This is a genomic window from Massilia sp. Leaf139, assembly GCF_001424165.1.
GTDB lineage: Bacteria > Pseudomonadota > Gammaproteobacteria > Burkholderiales > Burkholderiaceae_D > Telluria.
The window spans coordinates 509,169-534,583 of record NZ_LMOJ01000025.1; the positions used below are offsets into that span (position 1 = coordinate 509,169).

Sequence of the window (25,415 nt, forward strand, 5' to 3'; positions counted from 1 at the left end):
ACCAAGCGACAAAGAGACGCCATGAGCAAATTCTATCCACTCACCGTGGCCAAGGTGAAGCACGAGACGCGCGACGCCGTCGCCGTCACCTTCGCCGTGCCGCCCGAACTGAAATCCACCTTCGCCTACCAGCAGGGCCAGCACCTGACGCTGCGCGCCATGATCGACGGCGAGGACGTGCGCCGTTCCTATTCGATCTGCTCGGCCGTGCAGGACGAGCAGCTGCGCGTGGCGATCAAGCGCACCTCCGGCGGCCTGTTCTCGAACTGGGCCAACGAAAACCTGGAGCCGGGCGCCACGCTGGAAGTCATGCCGCCGATGGGCCACTTCAACGTGCCGCTCGACCCGGATAGCGAGCGCCACTACCTGGCCTTCGCCGCCGGCAGCGGCATCACGCCGATCCTCTCGATCATCAAGACCACCCTGCTGGCCGAGCCGAAGAGCCGCTTCACCCTCGTCTACGGCAACCGCGCGTCCTCGTCGGTCATCTTCCGCGACGAGCTGACCGACCTGAAGGACATCTACATGGGCCGCCTGAAGCTGGTCTATGTGATGAGCCGCGAGCAGCAGGACATCGAGCTGTTCAATGGCCGCATCACGGGCGAGAAGTGCAGCGCCTTCCTGAAAAGCTGGATCAATGCCGAGGACATCGACGTCGCCTTCATCTGCGGCCCGGAAGACATGATGCACGGCGTCTCGAAGTCGCTGCAGGACGCCGGCATGGCCAAGGAAAAGATCCGCATCGAGCTGTTCGCGGCCAGCATTCCGAAGCACGCTGATGGAGCAATGCGCAAGCCGCACCCGGCAGCGCAAGGAACCCGGCAGCAGACCGAAGTCACCGTCATCATGGACGGCAGCGCCGCCAGTTTCACGATGGAGAAGGACAAGGAATCGATCCTGGACGCCGGCCTGCGCGCCGGCATCGACATGCGCTACTCCTGCAAGGGCGGGGTCTGCTCGACCTGCCGCTGCAAGGTCGTCGAAGGCAATGTCGAGATGGACGTGAACTATGCGCTGGAAGACTACGAAGTCGCGCGCGGCTTCGTGCTCTCCTGCCAGGCCTTCCCGATCACCGACAACGTCATCGTCGATTTCGACCAGCACGAGTAAATAAAGCCAAAAACTGGAGGAGACACCATGAGCTACGAATCGATCCTGTTCACCATCAAGAATGGCGTCGCCGTCCTGACGCTGAACCGCCCCGACCGCCTGAACAGCTTTACCCAGGCCATGCACCTGGAAGTGCGCGACGCGCTCGACAAGCTGCAAGCCGATACATCGGTGCGCGTGCTGGTGCTGACCGGCGCCGGCCGCGGTTTCTGCGCCGGCCAGGATCTGGGCGACCGCGCCGTGGCGCCGGGTGCGCCGGGCGTCGACCTGGGCGAATCGGTGGAAAAATTCTATGCGCCGCTGGTGCTCACCCTGCGCGGCCTGCCAATGCCGGTGATCTGCGCCGTCAACGGCGTGGCCGCCGGCGCCGGCGCCAACCTGGCCCTGGCCTGCGACATCGTGCTGGCCGCGAAGTCGGCCAGCTTCATCGAAGCCTTCTGCAAACTCGGCCTGATCCCGGACACCGGCGGCACCTGGCACCTGCCGCGCCTGATCGGCCATGCGCGCGCCACGGGCCTGGCCATGCTGGGCGAAAAACTCTCGGCCGAAAAGGCGGAAGAGTGGGGCCTGATCTGGCGCTGCGTCCCGGACGAGGCGCTGATGGACGAGGCCATGGCCATGGCCGACCACTTCGCCAGCGCGCCGACGAAAGGCCTCGCCTTCACCAAGAAGGCGCTGCAGGCCAGCTACGCCAACACCCTGCCCGAGCAGCTCAAGCTGGAAGGCGAGATGATGCGCGAACTCGGCTACAGCCACGACTACCGCGAAGGCGTCGCCGCCTTCATCGCCAAGCGCCCGGCGCAGTTCAAGGGAGAGTAGGCATGACGGGACTGGCAAAGGGCAGCGTCGTCGCCGTCATCGGCAGCGGCGCCATGGGCGCGGGCATTGCCCAGGTGGCGGCCAGCAGCGGTCACGAGGTGCGCCTGTTCGACACGCGGCCCGAGGCCGCCGCCAAGGCCATCGCCGAGATCGGCAAGGTGTACGCGAAGCTGGTCGACAAGGGCCGCATGGGCGCGGCGGAAGCCGATCTCGCGCGCGAGCGCCTGCAGGCCGTCGGCTCGCTGGCGGAAGTGAAGGACGCGGCATTGGTGGTGGAAGCCATCGTCGAGAACCTGGAGGCCAAGCGTACGCTGTTCGCCGAGCTGGAAGGCATCGTCGACGCGCGCTGCATCCTCGCCACCAACACCTCCTCGATCTCGGTCACCGCGATCGCGGCGCCGCTGCGCCATCCGGAACGCCTGGTCGGCATGCACTTCTTCAATCCGGTGCCGCTGATGGCGCTGGTCGAAGTCATCAGTGGCCTGGCCACTGATAAAAGCGTTGCCGACACCGTCCACGCCACCGCGCTCGCCTGGGGCAAGGATCCGGTGCACGCGAAGTCGACGCCCGGCTTCATCGTCAACCGCGTCGCCCGTCCGTATTACGCCGAAGCGCTGCGCCTTCTGCAGGAAGGCGCGGGCGATGCGCCCACGCTGGACGCGGTCATGCGCGACTGCGGGGGCTTTCGCATGGGCCCCTTCGAGCTGATGGACCTGATCGGCCACGACGTCAATTTCTCGGTCACGCAATCGGTGCACGCGGCTTATTTCGGCGACGGCCGTTTCACGCCCTCGGTGCTGCAGCAGGAACTGGTGAACGCCGGTTTCCTTGGCCGTAAGTCCGGGCGCGGTTTCTACCGCTATGGCGACGATGCCGCGAAACCAAGCGTGCAGACCGAGCCGCATGCCGTGCGTCCGCACACGGTCGGCATCAGCGTGGCGCGCGAAGTCACGAGCAGCGTGTTGTCGCCGATGGAGGCGCGCCTGGCCATCGCCGGTTTTACCGTCGCCCACCGCGAGCCGCTGCACGGCGCCGAGAAGCACGAGGCGCCGGCCTTCCACACCAACGGCGCGGCGATCTTCCTCACCGACGGACGCAGCGCCACCGAGCGCGCGGCCGCCAACAAGCACCCGAACACGGTGGTCTACGACCTGCTGTTCGACCATGCCAATGCGACGCGCATCGCGCTGGCGCGCGCCGACCAGTGCAGCGAAGAGGCCTACCAGGCCGCCGTCGGCCTGTTCCAGGCGGCCGGCTTCACGGTCACGCGCCTGGACGACGTGCCCGGCATGGCCGTGATGCGCACCGTCGCCATGCTCGCCAACGAGGCGGCCGACGCCGTCAACCAGGGCGTGTGCAGTGCGAGCGCGGTCGACATCGCGATGCAGAAGGGCGTGAACTACCCGCGCGGCCCACTGGCCTGGGCCGACAGCGTCGGCCTCGCCCACATCGTCGCCGTCCTGGCCAATCTCGGCGCCACCTATGGCGAGGAGCGCTACCGCGTCTCGCCGCTCTTGCGCCGCAAACTCGCCGCCAACCCGATCGGAGCCCGCTTTCATGCATAACGAGCAGCACAGCAATCCGCAAGCACTGGCCGAACTGGCCGGCAAGACCATGTACGAGCGCGACCCGGCCAGCCAGGCGCTGGGCATGACGCTCGACGCCATCCGCCCCGGCTATGCACGCATGTCGATGCGCGTGCGCGGCGACATGCTCAACGGGCATGCCACCTGCCACGGCGGCTTCATCTTCATGCTGGCCGACAGCGCCTTTGCCTTCGCCTGCAATTCGCACAATTTCAACACGGTCGGCGCCGGCTGCACGATCGACTACCTGGCGCCCGGCCGCGAAGGCGACCTGCTGGTGGCCGAAGCGGTCGAGCAGGCGCTGGCCGGCAAGACCGGCGTCTACGACGTCACGGTGAAAAACGAAGAAGGGCGCACGATCGCCCTGTTCCGCGGCAAGTCGCACCGCGTGAGCGGCATGGTGGCCGAAGTAGCTAACCCCGCTAACCCCGCTAACCCCGCCAACCCCGCCGGCCTCGCCGCATAAATCCAAACGCTGAAAGGAGTCCGAGAATGGTGCAACGTCATCCCACGCCCGACGATCTGGAGCCGATCGAACGCGCCAGCCGCGACGAGCTTCAGGCGCTGCAGCTCGAACGCCTGCGCTGGTCGCTGCAGCACGCCTACGACAATGTGCCGCACTACCGCAAGGCCTTCGACGAAGCCGGCGTCCATCCGGGCGACCTGAAATCGCTGTCCGACCTGGCGAAGTTCCCTTTCACCGAGAAGAAGACCCTGCGCGACAACTACCCGTTCGGCCTGTTCGCCGTGCCGCGCGAGCAGGTGGTGCGCGTGCACGCCTCGTCCGGCACGACCGGACGGCCGACCGTGGTCGGCTACACCCAGAAGGACATCGATACCTGGGCCGATGTGGTGGCGCGCTCGATCCGCGCGGCCGGCGGACGCCGCGGCGACATGGTGCACATCGCCTACGGCTACGGCCTGTTCACGGGCGGCCTCGGCGCCCACTACGGCGCCGAGCGCCTGGGCTGCACGGTGATCCCGATGTCGGGCGGGCAGACGGAAAAGCAGGTGCAGCTGATCTGCGATTTCCAGCCCTCGATCATCATGGTTACGCCCTCGTACATGCTGAATATCGTCGAGGAATTCAAGCGCCAGGGGATGGATCCGACGGCTTCCTCGCTGAAGGTCGGCATCTTCGGGGCCGAGCCGTGGACGAACGAGATGCGCCGCACCATCGAAACGGAGGCCGGTATCGACGCGGTCGACATCTACGGCCTGTCCGAAGTGATGGGCCCGGGCGTGGCAAGCGAATGCATCGAGAGCAAGGATGGCCCGGTCATCTGGGAAGACCACTTCTATCCCGAGATCATCGACCCGGATACCGGCGAAGTGCTGCCCGACGGTGAAGAAGGCGAACTGGTGTTCACTTCGCTTTCGAAGGAAGCGCTGCCCATCATTCGCTACCGCACGCGCGACCTGACGCGTTTGCTGCCGCCGACCTCGCGCTCGATGCGGCGCATGGGAAAAATCACGGGCCGCTCGGACGACATGCTGATCATCCGCGGCGTGAACGTGTTCCCGAGCCAGATCGAGGAACTGGTGTTGAAGATGCCGGCGCTGGCGCCGCATTACCAGCTGGTGGTGGCGCGCGACGGTCATCTCGACACGCTCGAAGTCTTCGGCGAGCTGAAGGAAAACACGCACACCCAGGACAGCATCGCCGCGCTGGCCAAGGAACTGCAGCACTGCATCAAGACCTATGTCGGCGTGAGCACCAAGGTCACCCTGACGCCGCCGATGGGCATCGAGCGCACGATGACCGGCAAGGCACGGCGCGTGCTCGACAAGCGTTCCAAAAATACCTGAAAAATAAGAGGAGACACACATGAACGACGCATTCATCTGCGACGCCGTCCGCACCCCCTTCGGCCGCTACGGCGGCTCCCTGGCCTCCATGCGCGCCGACGACCTGGCTGCACTGCCGATCGCCGCCCTCATCGAGCGCAACAAGGGCGTCGACTGGGCCAGCGTCGACGACCTGTACTGGGGCTGCGCCAACCAGGCCGGCGAGGACAACCGCAACGTCGGCCACATGGCCGGGCTGCTGGCCGGCCTGCCGCCTGAAGTGCCGGGCAATACGATCAACCGCCTGTGCGGATCGAGCCTGGACGCGGTCGGCCTGGCCGGCCGCGCCATCCTGTCGGGACAAGCGCAGCTGATCATCGCCGGCGGCTCGGAAAGCATGACGCGCGCACCTTTCGTGATGGGCAAGGCCGATTCCGCCTTCTCGCGCGCGGCCAAGATCGAGGACACGACCATCGGCTGGCGCTTCGTCAATCCGCTGATGAAGGCGAAATACGGCATCGACTCGATGCCCGAAACGGCCGAGAACGTGGCGAAGGATTTCAACGTCAACCGCGCCGACCAGGACGCTTTCGCCATTCGCAGCCAGCAGCGCTGGGCGCGCGCGCATGCCGCGGGATTGTTCAAGGACGAGATCGTGCATGTGACCCTGCATTCGAAAAAGGGCGAGTCGCGGGTGTTCGACACGGATGAACATCCGCGTCCGGACACCACCATCGAGGCGCTGGCGAAACTGAAAGGCGTCGTGACGCCGGACGGCACCGTCACCGCCGGTAACGCCTCCGGCGTGAACGACGGCGCCTGCGCGCTGCTGATCGCGTCCGGCGCCGCCGCCGAGCGCTTCGGCTTGCGCCCGCGCGCCCGCATCGTCGGCATGGCGACCGCCGGCCTGCCACCGCGGATCATGGGCTTCGGGCCATCGCCGGCGACGAAGAAAGTGCTGGCGCAGACGGGTCTCACCATCGGCCAGATGGATGTCATCGAACTGAACGAAGCCTTTGCCGCCCAGGGCCTGGCCGTGATGCGCGACCTGGGACTTGCGGACGATGCCGAGCACGTGAACCCGAACGGCGGCGCGATCGCGCTGGGCCACCCGCTGGGCGCGTCCGGCGCCCGCCTGGTCACCGCCGCGGTCTACCAGTTGCAGCGCACCGGCGGCCGCTACGCGCTGTGCACGATGTGCATCGGCGTCGGCCAGGGCATCGCCCTCATCATCGAGCGAGTCTGATCATGGTGAAGGTTTATGAAATCGACGGCGTGCGCCCGGTCATTCACCCGACCAGCTACGTGCATCCGACGGCAGTCATCATTGGCGACGTCATCATCGGGCCGCGCTGCTACATCGGCCCGCTGGCCTCCTTGCGCGGCGACTTCGGCCGCCTGATCCTGGAAGAGGGCGCCAACGTGCAGGATTGCTGCGTGATGCACGGCTTCGAGGACGGCGAGACCGTGATCGAAGTCGACGGCCACATCGGCCACGGCGCCGTGCTGCACGGCTGCCGCGTGGGCCGCAACGCCATGGTCGGCATGAATGCCGTCGTCATGGACGGCGCCGTGGTGGGCGAAGAATCGATCGTCGCCGCCATGAGTTTCGTAAAAGCCGGCATGGTCATCCCGCCGCGCAGCATGGTCATGGGCACGCCCGCCAAGGTGATGCGCGCGTTGACGGACGAGGATATCAAGTGGAAGAGTTTCGGTACGAGCCAGTACCACCAGCTGACGACGCGTTCCCTGAACACGATGCGCGAGGTCGAAGCGTTCACGGAAATCGAACCGAACCGTCCCGTCTTCGATTTCAGCACCACCGGCGGCCACGCCCCCAAAAAATAATCTTTTTGTAGGGGGAATTGAGGCCAGTGGCCTCAATTCCGGGTGTGTCGGGCTCCGCCCACGCGGTGCAGCGCCTGCACACCACCTGCCTAAACAAATCCTGAGGAGACAAAACATGGCTCATGTAAGCACCCCGCCAAGCACCCTGCAAAGCTGGATCGCCGGCCGCTGGATCGGCCAGGAAGCCGCCGCGCCCCTCCACGGCGCCCTCGACGGCCAGCTGCTGTACCACACCCACGCCGAAAAGATCGACTTCGACGAAGCCGTCACCTATGCCCGCAAGACGGGCGTGCCCGGCCTGATGAAGCTCGACTTCCAGACCCGCGCCCAGCGCCTGAAAGCCCTGGCGCTGTACCTGATGGAACGGAAGGAAGAGCTGTACGAGATCTCCCATCTCACCGGCGCCACCCGTCCCGACAGCTGGGTCGACGTCGAAGGCGGCATCGGCACTCTGTTCGCCTACGCCAGCATGGGCTCGCGCGAACTGCCGTCCTCGAACGTGCTGCACGAAGGCCCGGCGCTCAACCTGGGTAAACGCGGCGGCTTCGCCGGTACCCACATCCTGGTGCCGAAGGGCGGCCTGGCCGTGCACATCAACGCCTTCAACTTCCCGATCTGGGGCCTGCTCGAGAAATTCGCGCCGAGCTTCCTGGCCGCCATGCCCTGCATCGGCAAACCGGCGACTGCGACCAGCTACCTGACCCATGCGGTAGTAAAAATGATGCAGGAATCCGGCCTGCTGCCCGAGGGTTCGCTGCAACTCGTGATCGGCTCGACCGGCGACCTGCTCGACCGCCTCACCGGCTTCGACGCCGTCACGTTCACGGGCTCGGCCGACACCGCGGCCAAGCTGCGTGCCAACCCCAACCTGATCCGCGAATCGGTGCCGTTCACGGCCGAAGCGGACTCGCTCAACGCCGCCATCCTGGCGCCGGACGTGAGCCCGGACGATCCGGAGTTCGACCTGTTCGTGAAGGAAGTCGCGCGCGAGATGACGGGTAAAGCCGGCCAGAAGTGCACGGCGATCCGCCGCGTCATCGTGCCCGAGCAGCACGTCGATGCGCTGGGCGAGCGCCTGCGCGACCGGCTTTCGAAAATCGTCGTCGGCAATCCGAAGATGGAAGGCGTACGCATGGGCGCGCTGGCTTCGATGGATCAGCACCGCGACGTGTCGGAACGCTTGGAGATGCTCGCACGCGGCAATGAGATCGTCTTCGGCGCGCACCACGGCTTCAATCCGGTGGGTGAAAACTGCGCCAGCGGCGCCTTCTTCTCACCGACCCTGCTCCTGTGCCGCAATGCGTCCATCAACACAGCCGTGCACGACATCGAGGCCTTCGGCCCGGTCAGCACGATGATGACCTACCGCGACATCGACGAGGCCCTGCACCTGGCCGCTTTGGGGCGCGGCAGCCTGGTCACGACGCTCGCTACCAAGGATCCGGCGATCGCGGCCTACGCGGTGCCGATCGCGGCCGCTTCGCACGGACGCGTGCACATCCTCGACCGCGAATCGGCAGTCGATTCCACCGGCCACGGCTCGCCGCTGCCGCAGCTGAAGCACGGCGGCCCGGGCCGCGCCGGCGGCGGAGAGGAGCTGGGCGGCATCCGCGCCGTCAAACACTTCCTGCAGCGCGCGGCGGTGCAGGGCTCGCCGACCATGCTGACGGCGGTGACCGGCGAATATGTGCGCGGCGCGGCGGTCAAGGAAACGGAAGTCCACCCGTTCCGCCGCCATTTCGAGGAGCTGGAGATCGGCCACTCGCTGCTGACCCACCGCCGCACCGTGAGCGAAGCGGACATCGTGAATTTCGGCGGCGTCTCGGGCGATTATTTCTACATGCACTTCGACGAGATCGCAGCCAAGGACACCCAGTTCGGCAAGCGCATCGCGCACGGCTACTTCGTGCTGTCGGCGGCGGCCGGCCTGTTCGTCTCGCCGGCGCCGGGCCCGGTACTGGCGAACTACGGCCTCGACAACCTGCGCTTCGTGGCGCCGGTGGCGATCGGCGACACCATCCGCGCGCGCCTGACCTGCAAGCGCAAGGTCGACCGCAACCGCAGCGACGAACAGGGCCGTGGCCAGGGTGTGGTGGCCTGGGACGTGCAGGTCACCAACCAGAACGACGAACTGGTGGCAAGTTACGATATCCTGACGCTGGTACAGAAACGCGCGAGCTAAGCCTTTCTCGGGATCGAGGGGGGCCGGCTGCTTTCGAGGCTCCCCCATTCCTAAGGAACGAGTATGTCGCGGTTAGATTTGAGCAGTATCCCCGTGCTGACCGGCACCGGCTATCCGGAACCGTTCGCCGACATCGTCAACGGACGCAGCCGCCAGGCGCTGGGCGCGGCCGGCGGCTTGACGCAATTCGGCGTCAACCTGGTCGAACTGAAGCCGGGCGCGGCCTCGTCGCAGCGCCACTGGCACACCCATGAAGACGAGTTCGTCATGGTCGTGTCGGGCGAACTGACCCTGGTAACCGACGAGGGCGAGACCCTGATGCGCGCCGGCGACTATGCCGCCTTCCCGGCCGGGCGGCCGAACGGCCACCACCTGGTCAACCGCAGCTGGGGCAATGCGCTGTTCCTGGCGGTGGGGCCGAACGTGCCCGAGGACAAGGCGACCTATCCGGACATCGACCTGATGTACGACGGCGCGACCGACAGCTACACGCACAAGGATGGGACGCCGTATCCGAAACGGGAGGGAGCTGCTACGCCGGTGCCCCAGCCGCCGACGGAAGAGCAGACGCTGGACCAGCGGGTGTATCGGCACGAGTAGTTCCGTAACGTGGGCATGCCCGGTAAACCCGTAATCGGGGCCATTGGCCCCGATTACCCCTACTTTACGCGGGTGATTTGCAACAAGCCCTCCGCGCTAAGTTTCACCCGCAAATCCGCATAATCGAGCACGCTCACTACATCCGTTTCCATCGGATGCGTATGCGTCACCGTCACCACGATGGCCTCCATCCCGGCTGCCGCCGCGGCGCGCAGCCCCGTTTGGGTATCCTCGAACACCAGGCAATCGGCCGGCTCGACCCCCAGCTTGCGCGCGCCCAGCAGAAAGGGATCGGGCGCCGGCTTGCCGCGCTCGACATCTTCGGCCGCCACCAGCAGGCGGTGCGACGGCAGGCCGGCGGCCGCAAGACGCGCCTGCGCCAGCGCGCGCGGCGCCGAGGTGACGATGCCCCAGCGCTCCGGCGGCAGGCTGGCGAGGAAATCGGCCGCGCCCTGGATGGCCTCGATGTCGGCGACGTCCTCGATCTCGGCCGCCGTGATCCAGGCCGCTTCCGCGATCGGATCGACGCCGGGCAGGCCGAGCTGGCGGATGGTGTCGTGGGTGCGCTTGCCGTGCAGGGTCGGCAGGAAGGTCTCGCCGTCGAGCTGGTGGCGCGTCGCCCAGGCCGTCCACACCCGCTCGGCGGAGCGGATCGAGGTGAGGATGGTGCCGTCCATGTCGAACAGGAAGGCGGCAAAGGCGCGGTCGGGCAGCGCCGTGGAAGTAGACGTGGAAGCAGTCATGGCGCGCCTCAATCGAGCTTGCGCGCGTAGCGCTCGCGGACGATCTGGCTGATGAAAGTCGACAGGCCGCTGCCCAGCGTCGCCAGCCGCTGCATCTCGGCGATGTTTTCGGCGCCGGCGCTCTGGTCGGTGTAGAGATAGCGGTCGCCGTTCATGAAACGGATCGTGATCGCGCGGTCGCCGATCTCGTAGGCGACGACGCCGGATTCGCCGCTCAGGTTCTTGTAGCGTTGCATCGCGTTCCCCGCAAATTTGATTAATGAAGCAAGTGTATAGGGGCAAGGGCTGGCGCTCTGTGCCGGTTTCAACCGTGCTGGCCTGGCGGCGCCGGTTGCAGGCGCAGGGTCGCCGCGATGCGCGTGCCCTGGCCAGGTGTGCTGTCGACCTGGAACTGGCCGCCGAGCAGCTGGATACGCTCGCCCATGCCGGCCAGGCCGGTACGCCCCGCGCGAGCGGCGCGCTCGCGCCAGTTGGCGGCATCGAAACCGGCGCCGTCGTCGCGCACCACCAGCTCGAGTTCGCTGCCGTCGGCGCCGCCGTTGATTTCCACGACCACATGGCGCGCATCCGCATGGCGCACGATGTTGGTCACGCTTTCCTGGACGATGCGGAACACGCCGATCTCGACCGCCGGCGCCAGCCGTTGCGGCAGGCCGGCATACTCGAAGATCCAGGCCGGGCCGCCTTCGAACTGGCGCGCCAGCAACTGGCGGATCGTCGGTTCCAGTCCGAAGAAGTCCAGGCCGGGCGGGCGCAGCGAGGCCGACATGCCGCGCACCAGTTCGATCAGGCCGCCCAGTTCCTGCTCCGCCTTCGTCCACAGCGCGCGTCCTTCTTCCGCCTCCAGATGGGGAAGCGTGCGGTGCAGCAGGAGGTTCAGCACCGTCATGCGCTGCCCGAGTTCGTCGTGCAGCTCGCGCGCCAGGGCCTTGCGTTCGTTTTCCTGCACCGTGAGCAGGTCGCGCGACAGCTGTTCCAGCTGGCGCCGCTGCAGCTCGAGTTCCCCGATGAGACGGGCGCGTTCGCTTGCCGTGCGTTCGAGATCCGCGAGCAGTTCCCGTTCTAGCGTCACGTCGTGCTGGACGCCGACGAAATGGCTGATGTCGCCGCCGGCGCGCCGGATCGGGAAAAAGTAGAGCTTGTTCCAGAACATGGCGCCGGATTTGCGGTAGTTGCGCAGCACGCATTCGCAGGCGGCGCCATCGCGTAGCGCCGCGCGAATCACCGCCCGGCCGGGCTGGTCGCGATCCTCGCCCTGCAGGAAACGGCAGTTCCGGCCGAGCACCTCCTGCAGCGCATAGCCCGTCATCTTCTCGAAGGAAGGGTTGACGAAGACGATGGGGGTGTCGGGTTGGACGGCATCGACGATCACGATCGAGGAGTTGCTGGCGCCGGCGACGGACAGCAGGAACGCGAAAGCGTCGGGCGAGGGAAGTCGGTAGGCATTGCACGGTCACCTGAATACACCAGATTGCATGCTACGAGAACGGATAGCAGGCCGTCGCGCGCAATGTGTACCGGTTCAGGCGCCGGCCGGCGGCGCCACCGAGGCCCCTTCGATCCGGTGCCGCGCCAGCGCCGCGGCGACAACACCGTTTGCTTTCATCTCTTCGACGAAGCCGGCGAGGAAGGCGGCTGCCTCCGGCCCGCGGCTTTTCGGCACGCCCATCGCCTGCCGGATCACCATGAAGCGCCCGTCCAGCAGGCGCAGGCCGCCCAGGCGCCGCGCATCGGCTTCCAGCTGCTGCCTGACGCCGGCTGCGACGTCGGCATCTTCCGCGACGAAGGTGGCGACCACCGCGGGCGAGCTCGGTGCGCGCACGATCCGCGCGTGCTGCAAACTGCGGCTCAGGTACAGGTCGTAGGCGCTGCCCTGGCCGACCACGACGCGGTGCGCCCCGGCGTCGACCTCGTCGTTGGCGCGGATCGGCGAATCCTCGCGCACCAGGTAGCAGCCTTCGATCAGGACATAGGCATCCGTAAACGCAATGTGCTCGCCGCGCAGCGGGTCGATGGCGAAGAAGCCGACGTCGGCCTCGCCGCCGGCCACGACTTCGACCGACCTGGCGGCGGTGTCCACGACCACCAGTTCCAGTTCCACGCCCAGCAGGCGGGCAAGCCCTGCCGCCAGGTCGACCGAGACGCCGGCTGCGGCGCCCGCCGCATCGCGCTGGGCCAGGATGGGATTACCCAGGTTGATGGCGGCGCGCAGGGTGCCGGTGGGTGTGAAGGCGGAGCGGAGGGCGGCAGTCGGGAGCATGGCGGTCGATGGCGAATTGATTAACCAAGTGTAATCGACTTCCACCCATGGGCTCGTCCGCACATTGTCCGGCGTGAGTCGGCTTTTTCTTGTTGACAAAACATTTCGCACTGCTACTATGTCGTAACCCGATATATCGTAACTCAATGTATCGAGCCTAGGTATATCGGGTTTCAATGTAAAGCGTCAGGAGCGCGGCATGGCAGTAACGGATTACTCGAAATACCTTCCCTTGTCCGAGGCGACCTATTACATCCTGGTCGCCCTCGAGGAGCCCCTGCACGGCTATTCGGTCATGCAGAAGGTCGAGGCGATCAGCGCGGGCACGGTGCTCATCGGCCCGGGCACCCTGTATGGCGCCTTTTCCACGCTGGAGAAGCAGGGCCTGATCGCGATGGTCAGGGAAGAGGCGCGCCGCAAGTCCTATGCGCTCACCGCAAGCGGCCGCGAGGTGCTGGCCGAGCAGGTGCGCCGTTTGCAGATCATGGTGCGCAATGGCGCCCAGTTCGTTTCCACTTTGAAGAAGGCAGAAGCAGCATGAGCGACCAATTCGTCAGCAAACTCAGGTTTTATTGGGACGACGCCGACCATGCGCTCGAACGCTGGCTCGAAGACATGGCGCGCCAGGGCCTGCACCTGCACAAGGTGCAGTGGGTGCGCTGCCGCTTCGTCTTCAAGCGCGGCGCGCCGGCCGAGATGGCCTACCGCCTCGATTTCCAGACGAAGCGCGTCGCGCCTGATTACGTCCAGCTGTTCGCCGACGCCGGCTGGGAGCGGGTCGATTACTACCTGGGCTGGCAGTTCTGGCGCGCGCCGGCACGGGCCGGCCGGCCGACCGAGATCTTCACCGATACCGAATCGCACATCCGCAAGTACCAGCGCCTGCTGTGGCTGTTCGCCCTGGTCTGGCTGATCTTTTTCCTTGCGTTGTTCAGGCGCGGCGCGACCCTGTGGGACTCGCCCGCCGACATTGCCCTGATGCTGGCGGTGGTGTTCTTCAATTTGTATCCGGTGGTGCGCCTGGTGCTGCGCATACGCCGGCTGCGTAACCGAACGCCGTAGGCCGCCAGGCACCCCTTTCACCTTCTCCAAGGAGTTAAAAAATGAAATTTCGGATTTCATGGGCGGTGCTCGCCCTGATGTTTTACGTCCCGGCCTGGGCGCAGGCGGCCAGCGCCGGGCGCGAATGCCATCTGCCGGGCAGCAAGGAGGCCCTGCGCTGCCACGCTGTCGCGGTGCCGCTCGACCCGCAGCAGCCAGGCGGCGCCCAGCTCAAGATTCACGTGACCGTTGCGCCGGCCTTCCGCCCGGCGGCCAGCGCCGATCCGCTGTTCGTGCTGGCCGGCGGGCCGGGCGAGGCGGGATCGAGCCTGGCGGGCATGCATGCCACCGTGTTCCAGCGGGTGCGCGCCACCCGCGACATCGTCTTTATCGACCAGCGCGGCACCGGCCTGTCGGGCAAGCTGCGCTGCCCCGGGAGTCCGATCGACGAGGCGGCGGACGAAGCCGCCATGCGCACCGCGTTCGCCCGCTGCCTCGGCACGCTGCCCCATCCGCTCGCCCTCTACACCACCGCGAACGCCGCGCACGACATCGAACGCGTGCGCCTGGCGCTGGGCTACGGCAAGGTCAACGTGTTCGGCGGTTCCTACGGCACCCGCCTCGGGCAGCACTATGCGCGCAGCTATCCGGCCAGCGTGCGCACCCTGATCCTCGACGGCGTGGCCGCCCCCGAGCGCGTGATTCCGGCCAGCGCCGACAACGCCCGGCGCGCCCTCGACGGCGTGTTTGAGCGCTGCGCCGCCGATCCGGCTTGTGCGCGTGCTTTCCCCGCGCTGCGCGCCGAGTTCGAGACCCTGCTGGCGCGCGTGAACGCCGGCGGCGTGACCCTCGACTTCGCCCATCCGCGCACGGCACAGCCGACCCGGGAGGCGCTGTCGAACCTGCGCTTCGTCTACACGATCCACAACAGCCTGTATGCGCCGCAGACGAGCCAGCGCCTGCCTTACCTGATCCACAGTGCCTACCAGGGCAACTGGGGCCCGTTCATCGCACGCGGCTTTACGGGCACCGACCTGTCGCCGGAAGGCTATCTGGCCATGCCCCTGTACATGGCGGTCGTGTGCGCGGAAGACATCCCGCGCCTGACGCCGTCCCTGCGCGATGCCGACGAGCGCGGCTCCTTCCTGCGCGGCCATGCCGGCCGCCTCGCCGCGCTCTGCCCGCTGGCGAAGGTGCCGGCCGCCGCCGCGCCGCTCACGACGCCGATCGCGGCGCCGGCCTTGCTGCTGTCGGGCGCGCTCGACCCGGTGACGCCGCCGTCCGGCGCCGCCAGCGCCGCCCGCACCATGCCGAAGGCGCAGCACCTGGTCGTGCGCCATGCCGGCCACGGCGTCTCGCCGCTCGGCTGCGCGCCGCGCCTGCTGCGCGAATTCCTCGACCGGCCGGAGGCGGCGCTCGACAGCCGCTGCCTGGGCGAGATCGCCATCCCCGCATTCCAGCTCGGCCACGCCGGCACCCATCCCTGAAAGGCAGGCCATGATCGAAGTTGCAGACATCCATAAACGCTTCGGCCAGGTGCAAGCACTGGCCGGCGTGAGTTTTACCGCCGCCGACGGCCGCGCCACCGCGCTGCTGGGCCCGAACGGCGCCGGCAAGACCACCCTGATCCGCACCCTGGTCGGACTGCTGCAGCGCGACCGTGGCACGGTCGCCATCGACGGCGTCGACCCTGCCCGCGACCCGCTCGGCGCGCGCCGCAGCATCGGCCTGCTGACCGACCAGTTCGGCCTCTACGAACGCCTGAGCACGCGCGAATACCTGCGCTACTTCGGCCAGCTCAACGGCATGGGTCTGGCGGAGATCGGGCACCGCACCGACGAAGTGACCGAATTGCTGGGCCTGGAAGACATCCTGGAGCGTCCCTGCAAGGGCTTTTCGCAGGGGCAGCGCATCAAGGTGGCGCTGGCGAGAACGCTGCTGCACCGGCCGCGCAACCTGCTGCTCGACGAGCCCACGCGCGGCCTGGACGTGATGAGCACGCGGGCGCTGCGGCGCGCGCTGGCGGCGCTGCGCGCCGAGGGCTGCTGCATCATCCTCGCCACCCACGTGATGCAGGAAGTGACGCAGCTGTGCGACGACGTGATCGTCATCGCCAAGGGGCAGACCGTGGCGCAGGGCTCGCCGCAGGAACTGTGCAGGCAAACGGGAATCGCCAGCCTGGAGGACGCCTTTGTCCACCTGGTCGGCACGGAAGAGGGGATCGCAGCATGAAATCGGGAATGACGCCATTGTGGATCGTTATCATGAAAAAGGAATTGCTCGAGGCGCTGCGCGACAAGCGTACCCTGAGCATGCTGCTGATGCTGACCCTGCTGTATCCGGCCCTGGTCGGCTTCTTCCTGCACACCAGCATCGAACGCGGCACCCGCACCGAGAAGGCCGGCATCGAGCTCGCCGTCATCGGCGGCGCGCAGGCGCCGAACCTGCTGGCGCGCCTGCGCGAAAAGAGCGTCAAGGTGAGCGAGCACGGCCCGATGGACGATGCCGGGATCAAGGCGCTGCTGCGCGAGAAGAAGGTCGTGGGCGTGCTCAGGCTGGCGCCGGAATTCGCCGCCTATTACGCCGACATCCGCCCGGCGCCGCTCGAGCTGTGGTTCGATTCCTCGGCCGCGAAGAGCGAACAGCGGCTCGAGGTGGAAACGATCCTGCGCGACTACGCCAACAACATCGCCGGCGCGCGCCTGGCCGCCCATGGCGTCTCGGCGGTCGTCCTGTCGCCACTGCGCCTGGAGCGTTATGACACAGGCGACGGCGCCGGCGCGGGCAAGCGCATCGGCGGCTTCCTCGGGATGTTCTTCATACCGGTCTTCATTTTCGGCTTGTCGATGGCGATCGACAGCACCGCCGGCGAACGCGAACGGCGCTCGCTCGAAGTGCTGATGGCGCAGCCGATGCGCGCACGTGAACTCATCATGGGCAAGTGGCTGGCGGCGTCCGCGCTGGCGGCGATCGGCCTGGCGCTCGAGCTGGTCGTCGCGCACGGCGTGCTGTCGGTGCTGCCGCTGGAAGAGATCGGCCTGTCCTGGCGCGTCGGCCTGCCGATGCTGCTGGCCGTGATCCTGGCCGCGCTGCCGCTGTGCCTGTTCGTGGGCGCGCTGCAGGTGGCGATGGCGATGAATTCGAAGACCTTCAAGGAAGCGCAGGCCAGCGCCGCCATGCTGACCATGCTGCCGATGCTGCCGATGATCGTCATCCCCGTCCTGGATCTGCGGGTCGACACCTGGATGTATGCGGTGCCGGTGCTGTCGAACCAGACCATGTTCCAGTCGATCGCGGCAGGGCAGGCGCTCGGCCTGCTGCCCTACCTGCTGACCTGCCTGCTGCCGCTGCTGCTGGCCTGGGCCGCGGTGGAGTTCGCCGCGCGCCGGATGCGCAGCGAGCAATACGTGATGGGCATCTGAGCTGGCAGGGGCCGCCGCGCGGCCCTTGACCGGATGGCCAGGCCCGGCCAGAATGGGCCTTCATTCACATGCCACGGGGAGACGACACATGCACCAGCCTGATACCGCCTTCCGGTCGGCCGCCTGACCCGTTCCGCCATCTGACGATGCCGCGGGCGCGTTAGCGCCGACCTTCCACGCTTCGACCTCGCTGCGCACGCCACATGCGCCGCAGCCGCCCGCGCACGCCTTGCGCGCATCGAACTGGAACCACATCGTCATGATCGACATCGATTTTCCGACCCTGCACGGGATCGGCTTCAAGCAGCATTTCGTTTCTCAACTCGCGGCCATGTCGCCGCCGCAGCGCCTCGCGCGCGTCACCGAAGTCCAGCGCGACTGGATGAACCTGGACGACGGCAGCGCCGCCTTCGGCGCACGCCACCTGCGCCACAGCATGCCGGTTGCCGTCGGCGACTGGGTACTGGCCCGCCCGCATGGCGGCGAACACTGGGTCGACACGGTGCTGGAACCGCTCACCCGGCTGACGCGCCGCACCCCGGCAGGCCGCCAGATCCTGGTCAGCAACGTCGATACGGCCCTGCTGCTGATGGGCCTCGACCAGGACTTCAATCCGCGCCGCATGGAGCGCTACATCGCGCTGGTGCGCGCCTGCGGGGTGGCGCCGGTGATGGTGCTGACCAAGTCCGACATCGGCAGCGACGCCGCGGACAAGATCGTCCGCTTGCGCGAGCGCATTCCCGCCGACGTGCCGGCCGTGGCCCTGCATCCGGCCGGGCAGCTTGACACCGGTCCCCTGGCGCCCTGGCTGGGCGCGGGCCAGACGCTGGTGCTGCTGGGCTCATCGGGCGTGGGCAAGTCGACGCTGACGAATGCGCTCAGCGGCAGCGCGCAGGCGACCGGCGGCACGCGCCAGGGCGACGACCACGGCCGCCACACCACCACGGCGCGCTCGCTGCACCGCTGCCCAGGTGGCGCCTGCATCATCGACACGCCGGGCCTGCGCGCCTGGCAGCCCGACGCGGACGAGCACGAACTGGCGCTCTCCTTCGACGACATCGCCGCGCTGGCGGCAAGCTGCCAGTTCCGCGACTGCGGCCACGAGGGCGAACCCGGCTGCGCCGTGCGCGGGATCGTGGACGCGGATCGCCTGCGCAACTACCGCAAGCTGCTGCGCGAAGCGCGCCGCAGCGAACAGACGGCGCTGGAGCGGATTGCGGATCGGGGGAAGTGGAAGGTGTTGATGAAGGCCGCGAAGCAGCGCGGGCGCGATAAACGGGGAGGATAGAAGGGCTAGTAACTGCTCTACTGTTGACAGATGTGTAACGTAGGGTGGAGTCCCCGACTCCACGCGTTCGCTGCCTCTGTTCAGAGCTATGGTTAGCCATGACGCAGGTCGTGAGGACACGGTTCCATGGTTCAGGTCGTGAACGCGTGGAGTCAGGACTCCACCCTACGTTATTACGTTACACGGCGGCCAACGATAAATCGAAAGCCGCCCATTAGGCAGCCTTACCCCGCCAGTTGCCCGCGCACGCGTTCGATCGCCTTGCGCACCTGGTTCGGCGCGGTGCCGCCAACGTGGTCGCGCGCGGCAACCGATCCTTCCAGCGTCAGCACGGCGAAGACGTCGTCCTCGATCAGCGGCGAGAAGCCTTGCAAGGTGGCGAGCGACATCTCCGACAGGTCGACGCCGGCCCCGTCGCAGGCGCGCACCGCGTGGGCCACGGCTTCGTGGGCGTCGCGGAAGGGCAGGCCCTTCTTGACCAGGTAGTCGGCCAGGTCGGTGGCGGTGGCATAGCCCTGCAGCGCGGCGGCGCGCATGTTCTCGGCTTGCACCGTGATGCCGCCGGCCATGTCCGTAAAGATGCGCAGCGTGTCGAGCACGGTGTCGACGGTGTCGAACAGCGGTTCCTTGTCTTCCTGGTTATCCTTGTTGTAGGCCAGCGGCTGGCCTTTCATCAGGGTCAGCAGGGAAGCGAGGTGGCCATACACGCGGCCGGTCTTGCCGCGCGCGAGTTCCGGCACGTCCGGGTTTTTCTTTTGCGGCATGATCGACGAGCCGGTGCAGAAGCGGTCGGCGATGTCGATGAAGCCGACCCGTGGGCTCATCCACATGACCAGTTCTTCCGACATGCGCGAGACGTGCATCATGATGAGCGATGCTGCCGCCGTGAATTCGATCGCGAAATCGCGGTCGGAGACGGCGTCGAGCGAATTGTGGCAGACATCCTCGAAGCCGAGCGTCTGCGCCACGCGCAGGCGGTCGATCGGGAAGGTGGTGCCGGCCAGGGCGGCCGCGCCCAGCGGCAGGCGGTTCACGCGGCGGCGCGCATCCAGCATGCGCTCGGCATCGCGCCCGAACATTTCGACATAGGCCAGCATGTGGTGGCCGAAAGTGATCGGCTGCGCGACCTGCAGGTGGGTGAAGCCCGGCATGATGGTGTCGAAGTGGCGCTCGGCCAGATCCGTCAGCGCCCTGCGCAGCTGCTTGAGCAGCGCAACGACGTCGTCGATCGCCGCGCGCACATATAAACGGATGTCGGTGGCGACCTGGTCGTTGCGCGAACGGCCCGTGTGCAGGCGCTTGCCGGCGTCGCCCACCAGTTCGGTCAGGCGCTTTTCGATATTCAGGTGCACGTCTTCCAGGTCGAGCAGCCACTCGAAGCTGCCGGCCTCGATCTCGCTCCGGATCTGCGCCATGCCGCGCTCGATCTCGGCGCGGTCGGCGGCGCTGATGATGCCTTGCGCGGCCAGCATCTCGGCATGCGCGAGCGAGCCCTGGATGTCGAACATCGCCAGGCGCTTGTCGAAGAAGACCGAGGCCGTATAGCGTTTGACGAGATCGGATACGGGTTCGGAGAAGCGCGCCGACCAGGCTTCGGCTTTTTTTGAGAATTGTTCGTTCATGGCGGATGGATTCGGGTGGGATGCGGGTGGGATTCTTTCGATTATAAACGCCCGTCCACTGCGTCGTCGGCGCCGTCGCTGAATGACAGGGCGGCTAAAATAGACGATTATTCAACTGCTAACACTTGTCACCGAAGGAGAAGACGATGAAACGATGGCTCAGGCTTGGCCTTGGCGCCGCCATGGCGGCGTGCGCGGGCGCGGCGATCGCGGCCCAGCAGCCGCTGCAGCAACCGCAGCAGCCAGTGCATACGGCGCCGGCCCATCCCGCGGTGGCAAAGGAAGCCGACGGCGCTTCGGTCGACAGCACGATCGCGGCCCTGTACGAGGTCATCTCCGGGCCGGCCGGGGCGCCGCGCAACTGGAACCGGATGCGTGCGCTGTTCGCGCCGGATGCGCGGCTGATGGTGATCCAGCCAGCGCGCGAAGGCGGCTTCGGGCTGCGCGCGATGACGGTCGAGGATTACATCAGCCGCAACATGAGCGTCTTCAACACCAGCGGATTCTTCGAGCGCGAAATCGCCCGTACGACCGATGCCTTCGGCCAGCTGGTGCACGTGTTCAGCACCTATGAAGCGCTGCGCTCGCCGAACGATCCGAAGCCTTTCATGCGCGGCATCAACAGCATCCAGCTGGCCTTCGACGGCAAGCGCTGGTGGATCGCCAACCTCGTCTGGCGTGCCGAGGACGCCGGACTTGCGCTGCCGGAACGCTATCTGCAAGGCCGCATGGACGCACCCGCGAAGCCTTGATAAAGCCCCGGTGAATCGAACTTGTCGTTTGTGCAAACGGCGCTAGAATTCATTTTTTAGCCAGAGTGGCCAGGCAGATGACTACCAACGATTCCAGCTTCGAGGTCAGCACCGACCAGTCGCGGCTCGACATCCCGATGATCTACCGTTTTCTCAGCGAGCAGTCGAGCTGGGCGGTCGGGATCTCGCGCCCGCTCGTCGAGCGCGCCATCGAGAATTCCCTGTGCTTCGGGGCCTATCTCGACGGCCGCCAGATCGGCTTCGCCCGCGTGATCACCGACTTCGCCACCTTCGCCAACCTGGTCGACGTGTTCGTGCTGCCGGAATACCGCGGCCGCGGCTATGGCAAGCAACTGGTCGGCGCCGTGTTGCGCCACCCGAGCCTGCAGCGCCTGCGCCGCTTCACGCTCGCCACCAACGACGCGCAAGGGTTGTATGAACGCTTCGGTTTCACCACGCCGCGCAATCCTGAAACGCTGATGGAGCGTTACTTCCCGAACATTTATCTCTCCTGAGACACCTCAACATGGCGCACTTCTTCTCGACACAGGCTTATGATTTAGTGTGTTGAGAAGGAGCGCCATATGTGGCCCGTCGCTGGTTCTGTTGCGCTTGCCGTTTCCCTGTTGACCGCCGCCCCGGCGTCCGCTGCCGACCTGCCTGCGTCAAAAGGTTCCCTCGTCATCATCGGCGGCGCCCTGCGGCCCGACAATGCCGCCGTCTGGGAACGCATCGTCCAGCTCGCGGGCGGGAAGGGCGCCCGCATCGCCATCTTCGCCTCCGCCTCCGCCAATCCCGAAAAAGCCGGCGCCGCCCTCGTCGAGCGCCTCAACAAATACGGCGCGAACGCCTTTTTCGTGCCGGTCGCGGTACGCCTGACCGGCACCGACTACCAGGTCGCGGCCGACGATGCCGAACTGGCCAAGGCCGTGCGCGGCGCCGGCGGCGCCTATTTCGCCGGCGGCGACCAGGCCCGCATCACGCGCGCCCTGCGCCGCCCCGACGGCAGCAATACGCGCGTGCTCGACGCCCTGTGGGACATGTACCGCCGCGGCGGTGTGATCGCCGGCACCAGCGCCGGCGCCGCCATCATGAGCAGCACCATGTTCGGCCATCCGAAACCCGTGCTCGCGACCCTCAAGCTGGGCCTGACGGACGGCCAGGAAATCACGCAGGGCCTGGGTTTCATCGGCGACGACGTCTTCGTCGACCAGCACCTGCTGGTGCGCGGCCGCTTCGCGCGCATGCTGCCGGCGATGCTGCAGAAGGGCTACAAGCTGGGACTGGGCATCGACGAGAACACGGCGATGGTGGTGGGGCCGAACCGCGAGGTCGAGGTGCTCGGCTACAAGGGCGCGCTGGTGGTCGATCTGTCGGGCGCGAACGCGAAGCAGGGCACCTTCAACGTCAGCAACGTGCGCCTGAGTTATCTCGACAACGGCGACCGTTTCAATATCGCCAGCCACAGTTTTACGCCGGCGCCGGACAAGGCCGACGGCCGCCTCGATCCGGCGCGGCCGTATTATCGGGAACCGCTGTTTTCGGCCGACATTCTCGGCAACAGCACGGTGGTCGACCTGATGGGCAAACTCATCGACAGCGACCAGCCCGAAGCCATCGGCCTCACGCTCGACAGCGCGCACGCGGTGCAGCCCGATCTCGGCTTCGAGTTCAGGTTCTCGCGCACGGGCGAGAGCGTCGGCTACATGTCGGCCACGACCGAGGCCTATTCGGTCTACAACGTGCGGCTCGATATCCGGCCGATCGTGGTGAAGCGGCCGCTCTACCAATACAAGTGAACTCCCTCAGCGCGCGGCAGACTGGGGCTTGTTCGACGCCGCCAGCACGCGCCGGATCGCCGCCGTCACGACCTCCGGCGAAGTCAGCGCCATCTGGTGGCTGGAATCGGCCACCACCGTCGTCGCGGCCGGATACAGGGCGCGCACCTAGCTGCGCGTCGTCTCGTCCATGCGGAAGGCGCCGAAGTCGACGGCGATCGCCGTGTTCGAGGTCGGCTGGTTCACCAGACGCACGATCGGTTTGTCGTCGATGGCGGGCAGGGCCAGGATCATCTCGCCGGTGGCGTCGATCTGCTCGATCTCGCGCCAGACCGAACGCGAAAACGCCAGCTGCCCGGCCAGGCGCGTCATGAAGGGAAACTCCGACGCTTTCCTGACCATGCGCGGATACAGCGCGTCCACCAGCACCAGCCCCTTGACCTCGTCTGGATAAGCCCTGGCAAAGAGCTGCATGTACAGGCCGCCCAGCGAATGGCCGACCAGCACATAGGGCGGCTGCAAGCCCTTGTGGCGCAGCACGCGGCGCAGTTCCTCGACGATGGTGCGGCCGTCGCGCGGGGTGGTGGCCGGTTCGCTGTCGCCATAGCCGGGGCGGTTATAGGCGAACACGCTGGCCTCGCTGCCGAGCTGCCCGAGCACCGTGCCCCACTTGTCGATCGTGTTGCGCGAGCCGCCCTCGAACACCACCACCTCTTTCGCGGCCGGATGGCGGATCGTCAGCGATTCGACCCGGCGCCCTTCGATTGTCTCGACGACGGGGGAGGGGAGGGGAGCTGCAAAGGCGGCCGCGCATGCTGACGCACACAGGCAGAAGGTGGACAGCAAGATGGAGGACAACATCGGGGTGGGCTGGAACATGGGCGTCTCCGTCGAAGAAAACGCCAGCATCGGCGCCGGCACTCTCGTGCGCACCCGCTTTACGACGGATCGACAGCGGCTGCGACGAACGGCGAGCGGAAGACGCAGCCGCATCGGCCGGAATGGGGCGTGCCAGGATTACAATGCCGGGATTCGCCATCCTGAGGACACCCCATGCTCCGCTTCCTTTCCCGGCTGTGCGCCGCCGCCTTCGTGCTCCTGGCCGGCCTCGTCCACGCCGCGCAACCGGCCACCGTGCGCGTCGACTACACCCACAGCGGCAACGCCCTGCTTGATTCCTACGCGCTGGAACAGGTGCTGATCGAGCCCTTGCCCTGGCCGGGAGACACGGCGAGAAACCTGGACAACACCAACCGCGGCCAGAACCGGGTCGAGGTGGCGGACGCGCAGACGGGCGACCTGCTGTACTCGCGCGACTTCTCCACCATCTTCGGCGAATGGCGCACGACGGACGAGGCCAACAAGATCAGCCGCAGCTTCCAGGAATCGGTGCGCTTTCCGAAGCCCGACCGCCCGGTGCGGGTGCGCATCCTGAAGCGCGACGAGCGCAACGCCTTCTCGGTCGCCTGGAGCGTCGAGATCGATACCGACGCGCCCGACGTGATGCGCAAGCAGGCGCCGGCGCCGGCCGCGCCGATCCCGATCCGCGTCAGCGGCCCCTCGCCGCAGAAGGTGGATCTGCTGGTGCTGGGCGACGGCTACACCGCAAACGAGATGAAGAAGTTCGAGGCCGACGCGCGCCGCCTGGCGGATCACCTGTTCACGGTTTCGCCCTTTAAAGAGCGCGCGAACGATTTCAATGTCTGGGCGCTGGCCGTGCCGACCGCGGAGTCGGGCGTGTCGCGGCCGTCGACCGGCGTGCACCGCGCCTCCAGGCTGGGCACGCGCTACGACATCTTCGGCAGCGAGCGCTATGTGCTCACGCTCGACAACCGCGCCCTGCGCGAGATCGCTCAGCATGCGCCCTACGAGTTCATCGAGATCCTGGTAAACAACGAGACCTATGGCGGCGGCGGCATCTTCGGCCAGTTCAGCACGGCGGCGGCGGGCAACGAATGGGCGCCGTATTTGTTCGTGCACGAGTTCGGCCACCACTTCGCCGGCCTGGCCGACGAGTACTACACCTCGCCGGTGGCCTATGCCGCCAGCAGCACGCGCATGGAACCGTGGGAGCCGAACGCCACCGCGCTGCGCGACCCGAGCAAGCTGAAATGGGCCAAGCACGTCAAGGCCGGCACGCCGCTGCCGACGCCCTGGCCCAAGGCCGAGTACGAGGAAGCCTCGCGCGCCTACCAGAAGCGGCGCGCGGCGCTGCGCGCCGAGAACCGGCCCGAGAGCGAAATGAATGCGCTGTTCAGGGAAGACCTGGCCCGTACCCGCGCCTTGTTCGCGAAGCAGCCGCACCGCCACACGATCGGCGCCTTCGAGGGCGCCAACTACGAAGCGAAAGGGTATTACCGGCCGGCGATGCAGTGCATCATGTTCGACCGCAGCGAGGCGTTCTGCCCCGTGTGCCAGGACGGCATCGTCGACATCATCGACCTGTATGCGGGGCAGGCGGTACGGAAATGACGGCTTGAGGCGGTACAAAGACGGTCTGTGTGATGGCGAACAGACCCGTCCTTCGGGCGGGCCTATTCTGGGGGCGTTGTTAATAAAAGATTAAACAGGCGGGA

General features: G+C 66.8%; 25 protein-coding genes. 19 read left to right on the forward strand and 6 right to left on the reverse strand.

Annotation, left to right across the window (positions count from 1 at the left end; genetic code table 11):
- The first annotated feature begins 21 nt into the window (after positions 1–21).
- The 9 genes from paaE to ASF77_RS20115 all read left to right on the forward strand — a co-directional run bounded on the left by paaE (position 22) and on the right by ASF77_RS20115 (position 9,933).
- Positions 22–1,110, forward strand: coding sequence for a 1,2-phenylacetyl-CoA epoxidase subunit PaaE (gene paaE, locus ASF77_RS20075; protein ID WP_056343516.1), 1,089 nt, complete (start codon positions 22–24; stop codon positions 1,108–1,110).
- Positions 1,111–1,137: 27 nt separating this feature from the next.
- Positions 1,138–1,929 (forward strand): 2-(1,2-epoxy-1,2-dihydrophenyl)acetyl-CoA isomerase PaaG, encoded by a 792-nt coding sequence (gene paaG, locus ASF77_RS20080; RefSeq protein WP_056343519.1) that lies wholly within the window; start codon positions 1,138–1,140, stop codon positions 1,927–1,929.
- A gap of 2 nt (positions 1,930–1,931) precedes the next feature.
- Entirely contained in the window at positions 1,932–3,494 is a 1,563-nt protein-coding gene (gene paaH, locus ASF77_RS20085) for a 3-hydroxyacyl-CoA dehydrogenase PaaH (RefSeq protein WP_056343522.1), read from the forward strand.
- The gene (gene paaI / locus ASF77_RS20090; RefSeq protein ID WP_056343525.1) at positions 3,487–3,981 is read left to right on the forward strand and encodes a hydroxyphenylacetyl-CoA thioesterase PaaI; all 495 of its coding nucleotides are present in this window, start codon (positions 3,487–3,489) and stop codon (positions 3,979–3,981) included. The genes paaH and paaI overlap by 8 nt, the downstream gene beginning before the upstream one ends.
- Positions 3,982–4,007: 26 nt before the next feature.
- Complete coding sequence (gene paaK, locus ASF77_RS20095) at positions 4,008–5,324, forward strand: phenylacetate--CoA ligase PaaK (RefSeq protein WP_056343526.1); 1,317 nt, start codon at positions 4,008–4,010, stop codon at positions 5,322–5,324.
- Positions 5,325–5,343: 19 nt separating this feature from the next.
- Positions 5,344–6,549 carry a 3-oxoadipyl-CoA thiolase gene (gene pcaF / locus ASF77_RS20100; RefSeq protein WP_056343529.1) on the forward strand — a complete coding sequence of 402 codons (1,206 nt, stop codon included), beginning with the start codon at positions 5,344–5,346 and terminating at the stop codon, positions 6,547–6,549.
- A 2-nt stretch (positions 6,550–6,551) separates the two neighbouring features.
- Entirely contained in the window at positions 6,552–7,151 is a 600-nt protein-coding gene (locus ASF77_RS20105; RefSeq protein ID WP_056343532.1) for a phenylacetic acid degradation protein PaaY, read from the forward strand.
- Positions 7,152–7,266: 115 nt separating this feature from the next.
- The gene (gene paaZ / locus ASF77_RS20110; RefSeq protein ID WP_056343535.1) at positions 7,267–9,333 is read left to right on the forward strand and encodes a phenylacetic acid degradation bifunctional protein PaaZ; all 2,067 of its coding nucleotides are present in this window, start codon (positions 7,267–7,269) and stop codon (positions 9,331–9,333) included.
- A gap of 63 nt (positions 9,334–9,396) precedes the next feature.
- Positions 9,397–9,933: a cupin domain-containing protein gene (locus ASF77_RS20115; protein ID WP_082493925.1), complete on the forward strand. Its 537-nt coding sequence runs from the start codon at positions 9,397–9,399 to the stop codon at positions 9,931–9,933.
- A gap of 59 nt (positions 9,934–9,992) precedes the next feature.
- On the opposite strand, the gene ASF77_RS20120 is transcribed toward ASF77_RS20115, so the two are convergent.
- From ASF77_RS20120 to ASF77_RS20135, 4 genes are all read right to left on the reverse strand, one after another.
- Positions 9,993–10,676: an HAD-IA family hydrolase gene (locus tag ASF77_RS20120; protein ID WP_056343537.1), complete on the reverse strand. Its 684-nt coding sequence runs from the start codon at positions 10,674–10,676 to the stop codon at positions 9,993–9,995.
- An 8-nt stretch (positions 10,677–10,684) separates the two neighbouring features.
- Positions 10,685–10,912 (reverse strand): hypothetical protein, encoded by a 228-nt coding sequence (locus tag ASF77_RS20125; protein WP_056343539.1) that lies wholly within the window; start codon positions 10,910–10,912, stop codon positions 10,685–10,687.
- Positions 10,913–10,980: 68 nt separating this feature from the next.
- Complete coding sequence (locus ASF77_RS20130) at positions 10,981–12,084, reverse strand: PAS domain-containing protein (RefSeq protein ID WP_307181851.1); 1,104 nt, start codon at positions 12,082–12,084, stop codon at positions 10,981–10,983.
- A 114-nt stretch (positions 12,085–12,198) separates the two neighbouring features.
- Positions 12,199–12,936, reverse strand: a complete 738-nt coding sequence (locus ASF77_RS20135) for a transporter substrate-binding domain-containing protein (RefSeq protein ID WP_056344201.1) — start codon at positions 12,934–12,936, stop codon at positions 12,199–12,201.
- 199 nt (positions 12,937–13,135) lie between these two features.
- On the opposite strand from ASF77_RS20135, the gene ASF77_RS20140 reads away from it, so the two are divergent.
- The 6 genes from ASF77_RS20140 to rsgA all read left to right on the forward strand — a co-directional run bounded on the left by ASF77_RS20140 (position 13,136) and on the right by rsgA (position 18,687).
- Complete coding sequence (locus ASF77_RS20140) at positions 13,136–13,477, forward strand: PadR family transcriptional regulator (protein ID WP_056343546.1); 342 nt, start codon at positions 13,136–13,138, stop codon at positions 13,475–13,477.
- The gene (locus ASF77_RS20145; RefSeq protein ID WP_056343549.1) at positions 13,474–13,998 is read left to right on the forward strand and encodes a DUF2812 domain-containing protein; all 525 of its coding nucleotides are present in this window, start codon (positions 13,474–13,476) and stop codon (positions 13,996–13,998) included. Before ASF77_RS20140 ends, ASF77_RS20145 begins: the two co-directional genes overlap by 4 nt.
- Before the next feature lie 41 nt (positions 13,999–14,039).
- Positions 14,040–15,464, forward strand: a complete 1,425-nt coding sequence (locus ASF77_RS20150) for an alpha/beta fold hydrolase (RefSeq protein ID WP_056343551.1) — start codon at positions 14,040–14,042, stop codon at positions 15,462–15,464.
- A 10-nt stretch (positions 15,465–15,474) separates the two neighbouring features.
- Complete coding sequence (locus ASF77_RS20155; RefSeq protein ID WP_056343554.1) at positions 15,475–16,209, forward strand: ATP-binding cassette domain-containing protein; 735 nt, start codon at positions 15,475–15,477, stop codon at positions 16,207–16,209.
- Positions 16,210–16,241: 32 nt separating this feature from the next.
- Complete coding sequence (locus tag ASF77_RS20160) at positions 16,242–17,399, forward strand: ABC transporter permease (protein WP_229445514.1); 1,158 nt, start codon at positions 16,242–16,244, stop codon at positions 17,397–17,399.
- Positions 17,400–17,628: 229 nt separating this feature from the next.
- Entirely contained in the window at positions 17,629–18,687 is a 1,059-nt protein-coding gene (rsgA, locus tag ASF77_RS20165; protein ID WP_229445515.1) for a ribosome small subunit-dependent GTPase A, read from the forward strand.
- Between the two features lie 224 nt (positions 18,688–18,911).
- On the opposite strand, the gene argH is transcribed toward rsgA, so the two are convergent.
- Positions 18,912–20,309, reverse strand: coding sequence for an argininosuccinate lyase (argH, locus tag ASF77_RS20170; RefSeq protein WP_056343559.1), 1,398 nt, complete (start codon positions 20,307–20,309; stop codon positions 18,912–18,914).
- A gap of 146 nt (positions 20,310–20,455) precedes the next feature.
- On the opposite strand from argH, the gene ASF77_RS20175 reads away from it, so the two are divergent.
- From ASF77_RS20175 to ASF77_RS20185, 3 genes are all read left to right on the forward strand, one after another.
- Entirely contained in the window at positions 20,456–21,061 is a 606-nt protein-coding gene (locus ASF77_RS20175; protein WP_229445516.1) for a hypothetical protein, read from the forward strand.
- Positions 21,062–21,138: 77 nt separating this feature from the next.
- The gene (locus tag ASF77_RS20180) at positions 21,139–21,576 is read left to right on the forward strand and encodes a GNAT family N-acetyltransferase (RefSeq protein ID WP_056343562.1); all 438 of its coding nucleotides are present in this window, start codon (positions 21,139–21,141) and stop codon (positions 21,574–21,576) included.
- 69 nt (positions 21,577–21,645) lie between these two features.
- A complete protein-coding gene (locus ASF77_RS20185) occupies positions 21,646–22,860 on the forward strand; it encodes a cyanophycinase (RefSeq protein WP_056343564.1) in 1,215 nt (404 codons plus the stop codon).
- Positions 22,861–23,007: 147 nt separating this feature from the next.
- Here ASF77_RS20185 and ASF77_RS20190 read toward each other — a convergent pair whose 3' ends face one another.
- Positions 23,008–23,718 carry an alpha/beta fold hydrolase gene (locus ASF77_RS20190; RefSeq protein WP_162244875.1) on the reverse strand — a complete coding sequence of 237 codons (711 nt, stop codon included), beginning with the start codon at positions 23,716–23,718 and terminating at the stop codon, positions 23,008–23,010.
- A gap of 174 nt (positions 23,719–23,892) precedes the next feature.
- Between ASF77_RS20190 and ASF77_RS20195 the strand changes: the two genes are divergently transcribed.
- Entirely contained in the window at positions 23,893–25,311 is a 1,419-nt protein-coding gene (locus ASF77_RS20195; protein ID WP_056343566.1) for an IgA Peptidase M64, read from the forward strand.
- Positions 25,312–25,415 lie beyond the last annotated feature (104 nt).

What these genes read in the sequence shown, in the direction of transcription:
- paaE (WP_056343516.1), top strand. Translation starts at nt 22, where the DNA reads ATGAGCAAATTCTATCCACTCACCGTGGCCAAGGTGAAGCACGAGACG.
- paaG (WP_056343519.1), top strand. Translation starts at nt 1,138, where the DNA reads ATGAGCTACGAATCGATCCTGTTCACCATCAAGAATGGCGTCGCCGTC.
- paaH (WP_056343522.1), top strand. Translation starts at nt 1,932, where the DNA reads ATGACGGGACTGGCAAAGGGCAGCGTCGTCGCCGTCATCGGCAGCGGC.
- paaI (WP_056343525.1), top strand. Translation starts at nt 3,487, where the DNA reads ATGCATAACGAGCAGCACAGCAATCCGCAAGCACTGGCCGAACTGGCC.
- paaK (WP_056343526.1), top strand. Translation starts at nt 4,008, where the DNA reads ATGGTGCAACGTCATCCCACGCCCGACGATCTGGAGCCGATCGAACGC.
- pcaF (WP_056343529.1), top strand. Translation starts at nt 5,344, where the DNA reads ATGAACGACGCATTCATCTGCGACGCCGTCCGCACCCCCTTCGGCCGC.
- ASF77_RS20105 (WP_056343532.1), top strand. Translation starts at nt 6,552, where the DNA reads ATGGTGAAGGTTTATGAAATCGACGGCGTGCGCCCGGTCATTCACCCG.
- paaZ (WP_056343535.1), top strand. Translation starts at nt 7,267, where the DNA reads ATGGCTCATGTAAGCACCCCGCCAAGCACCCTGCAAAGCTGGATCGCC.
- ASF77_RS20115 (WP_082493925.1), top strand. Translation starts at nt 9,397, where the DNA reads ATGTCGCGGTTAGATTTGAGCAGTATCCCCGTGCTGACCGGCACCGGC.
- ASF77_RS20120 (WP_056343537.1), bottom strand. Translation starts at nt 10,676, where the DNA reads ATGACTGCTTCCACGTCTACTTCCACGGCGCTGCCCGACCGCGCCTTT.
- ASF77_RS20125 (WP_056343539.1), bottom strand. Translation starts at nt 10,912, where the DNA reads ATGCAACGCTACAAGAACCTGAGCGGCGAATCCGGCGTCGTCGCCTAC.
- ASF77_RS20135 (WP_056344201.1), bottom strand. Translation starts at nt 12,936, where the DNA reads ATGCTCCCGACTGCCGCCCTCCGCTCCGCCTTCACACCCACCGGCACC.
- ASF77_RS20140 (WP_056343546.1), top strand. Translation starts at nt 13,136, where the DNA reads ATGGCAGTAACGGATTACTCGAAATACCTTCCCTTGTCCGAGGCGACC.
- ASF77_RS20145 (WP_056343549.1), top strand. Translation starts at nt 13,474, where the DNA reads ATGAGCGACCAATTCGTCAGCAAACTCAGGTTTTATTGGGACGACGCC.
- ASF77_RS20150 (WP_056343551.1), top strand. Translation starts at nt 14,040, where the DNA reads ATGAAATTTCGGATTTCATGGGCGGTGCTCGCCCTGATGTTTTACGTC.
- ASF77_RS20155 (WP_056343554.1), top strand. Translation starts at nt 15,475, where the DNA reads ATGATCGAAGTTGCAGACATCCATAAACGCTTCGGCCAGGTGCAAGCA.
- ASF77_RS20160 (WP_229445514.1), top strand. Translation starts at nt 16,242, where the DNA reads ATGAAAAAGGAATTGCTCGAGGCGCTGCGCGACAAGCGTACCCTGAGC.
- argH (WP_056343559.1), bottom strand. Translation starts at nt 20,309, where the DNA reads ATGAACGAACAATTCTCAAAAAAAGCCGAAGCCTGGTCGGCGCGCTTC.
- ASF77_RS20175 (WP_229445516.1), top strand. Translation starts at nt 20,456, where the DNA reads ATGAAACGATGGCTCAGGCTTGGCCTTGGCGCCGCCATGGCGGCGTGC.
- ASF77_RS20180 (WP_056343562.1), top strand. Translation starts at nt 21,139, where the DNA reads ATGACTACCAACGATTCCAGCTTCGAGGTCAGCACCGACCAGTCGCGG.
- ASF77_RS20185 (WP_056343564.1), top strand. Translation starts at nt 21,646, where the DNA reads ATGTGGCCCGTCGCTGGTTCTGTTGCGCTTGCCGTTTCCCTGTTGACC.
- ASF77_RS20190 (WP_162244875.1), bottom strand. Translation starts at nt 23,718, where the DNA reads ATGTTCCAGCCCACCCCGATGTTGTCCTCCATCTTGCTGTCCACCTTC.
- ASF77_RS20195 (WP_056343566.1), top strand. Translation starts at nt 23,893, where the DNA reads ATGCTCCGCTTCCTTTCCCGGCTGTGCGCCGCCGCCTTCGTGCTCCTG.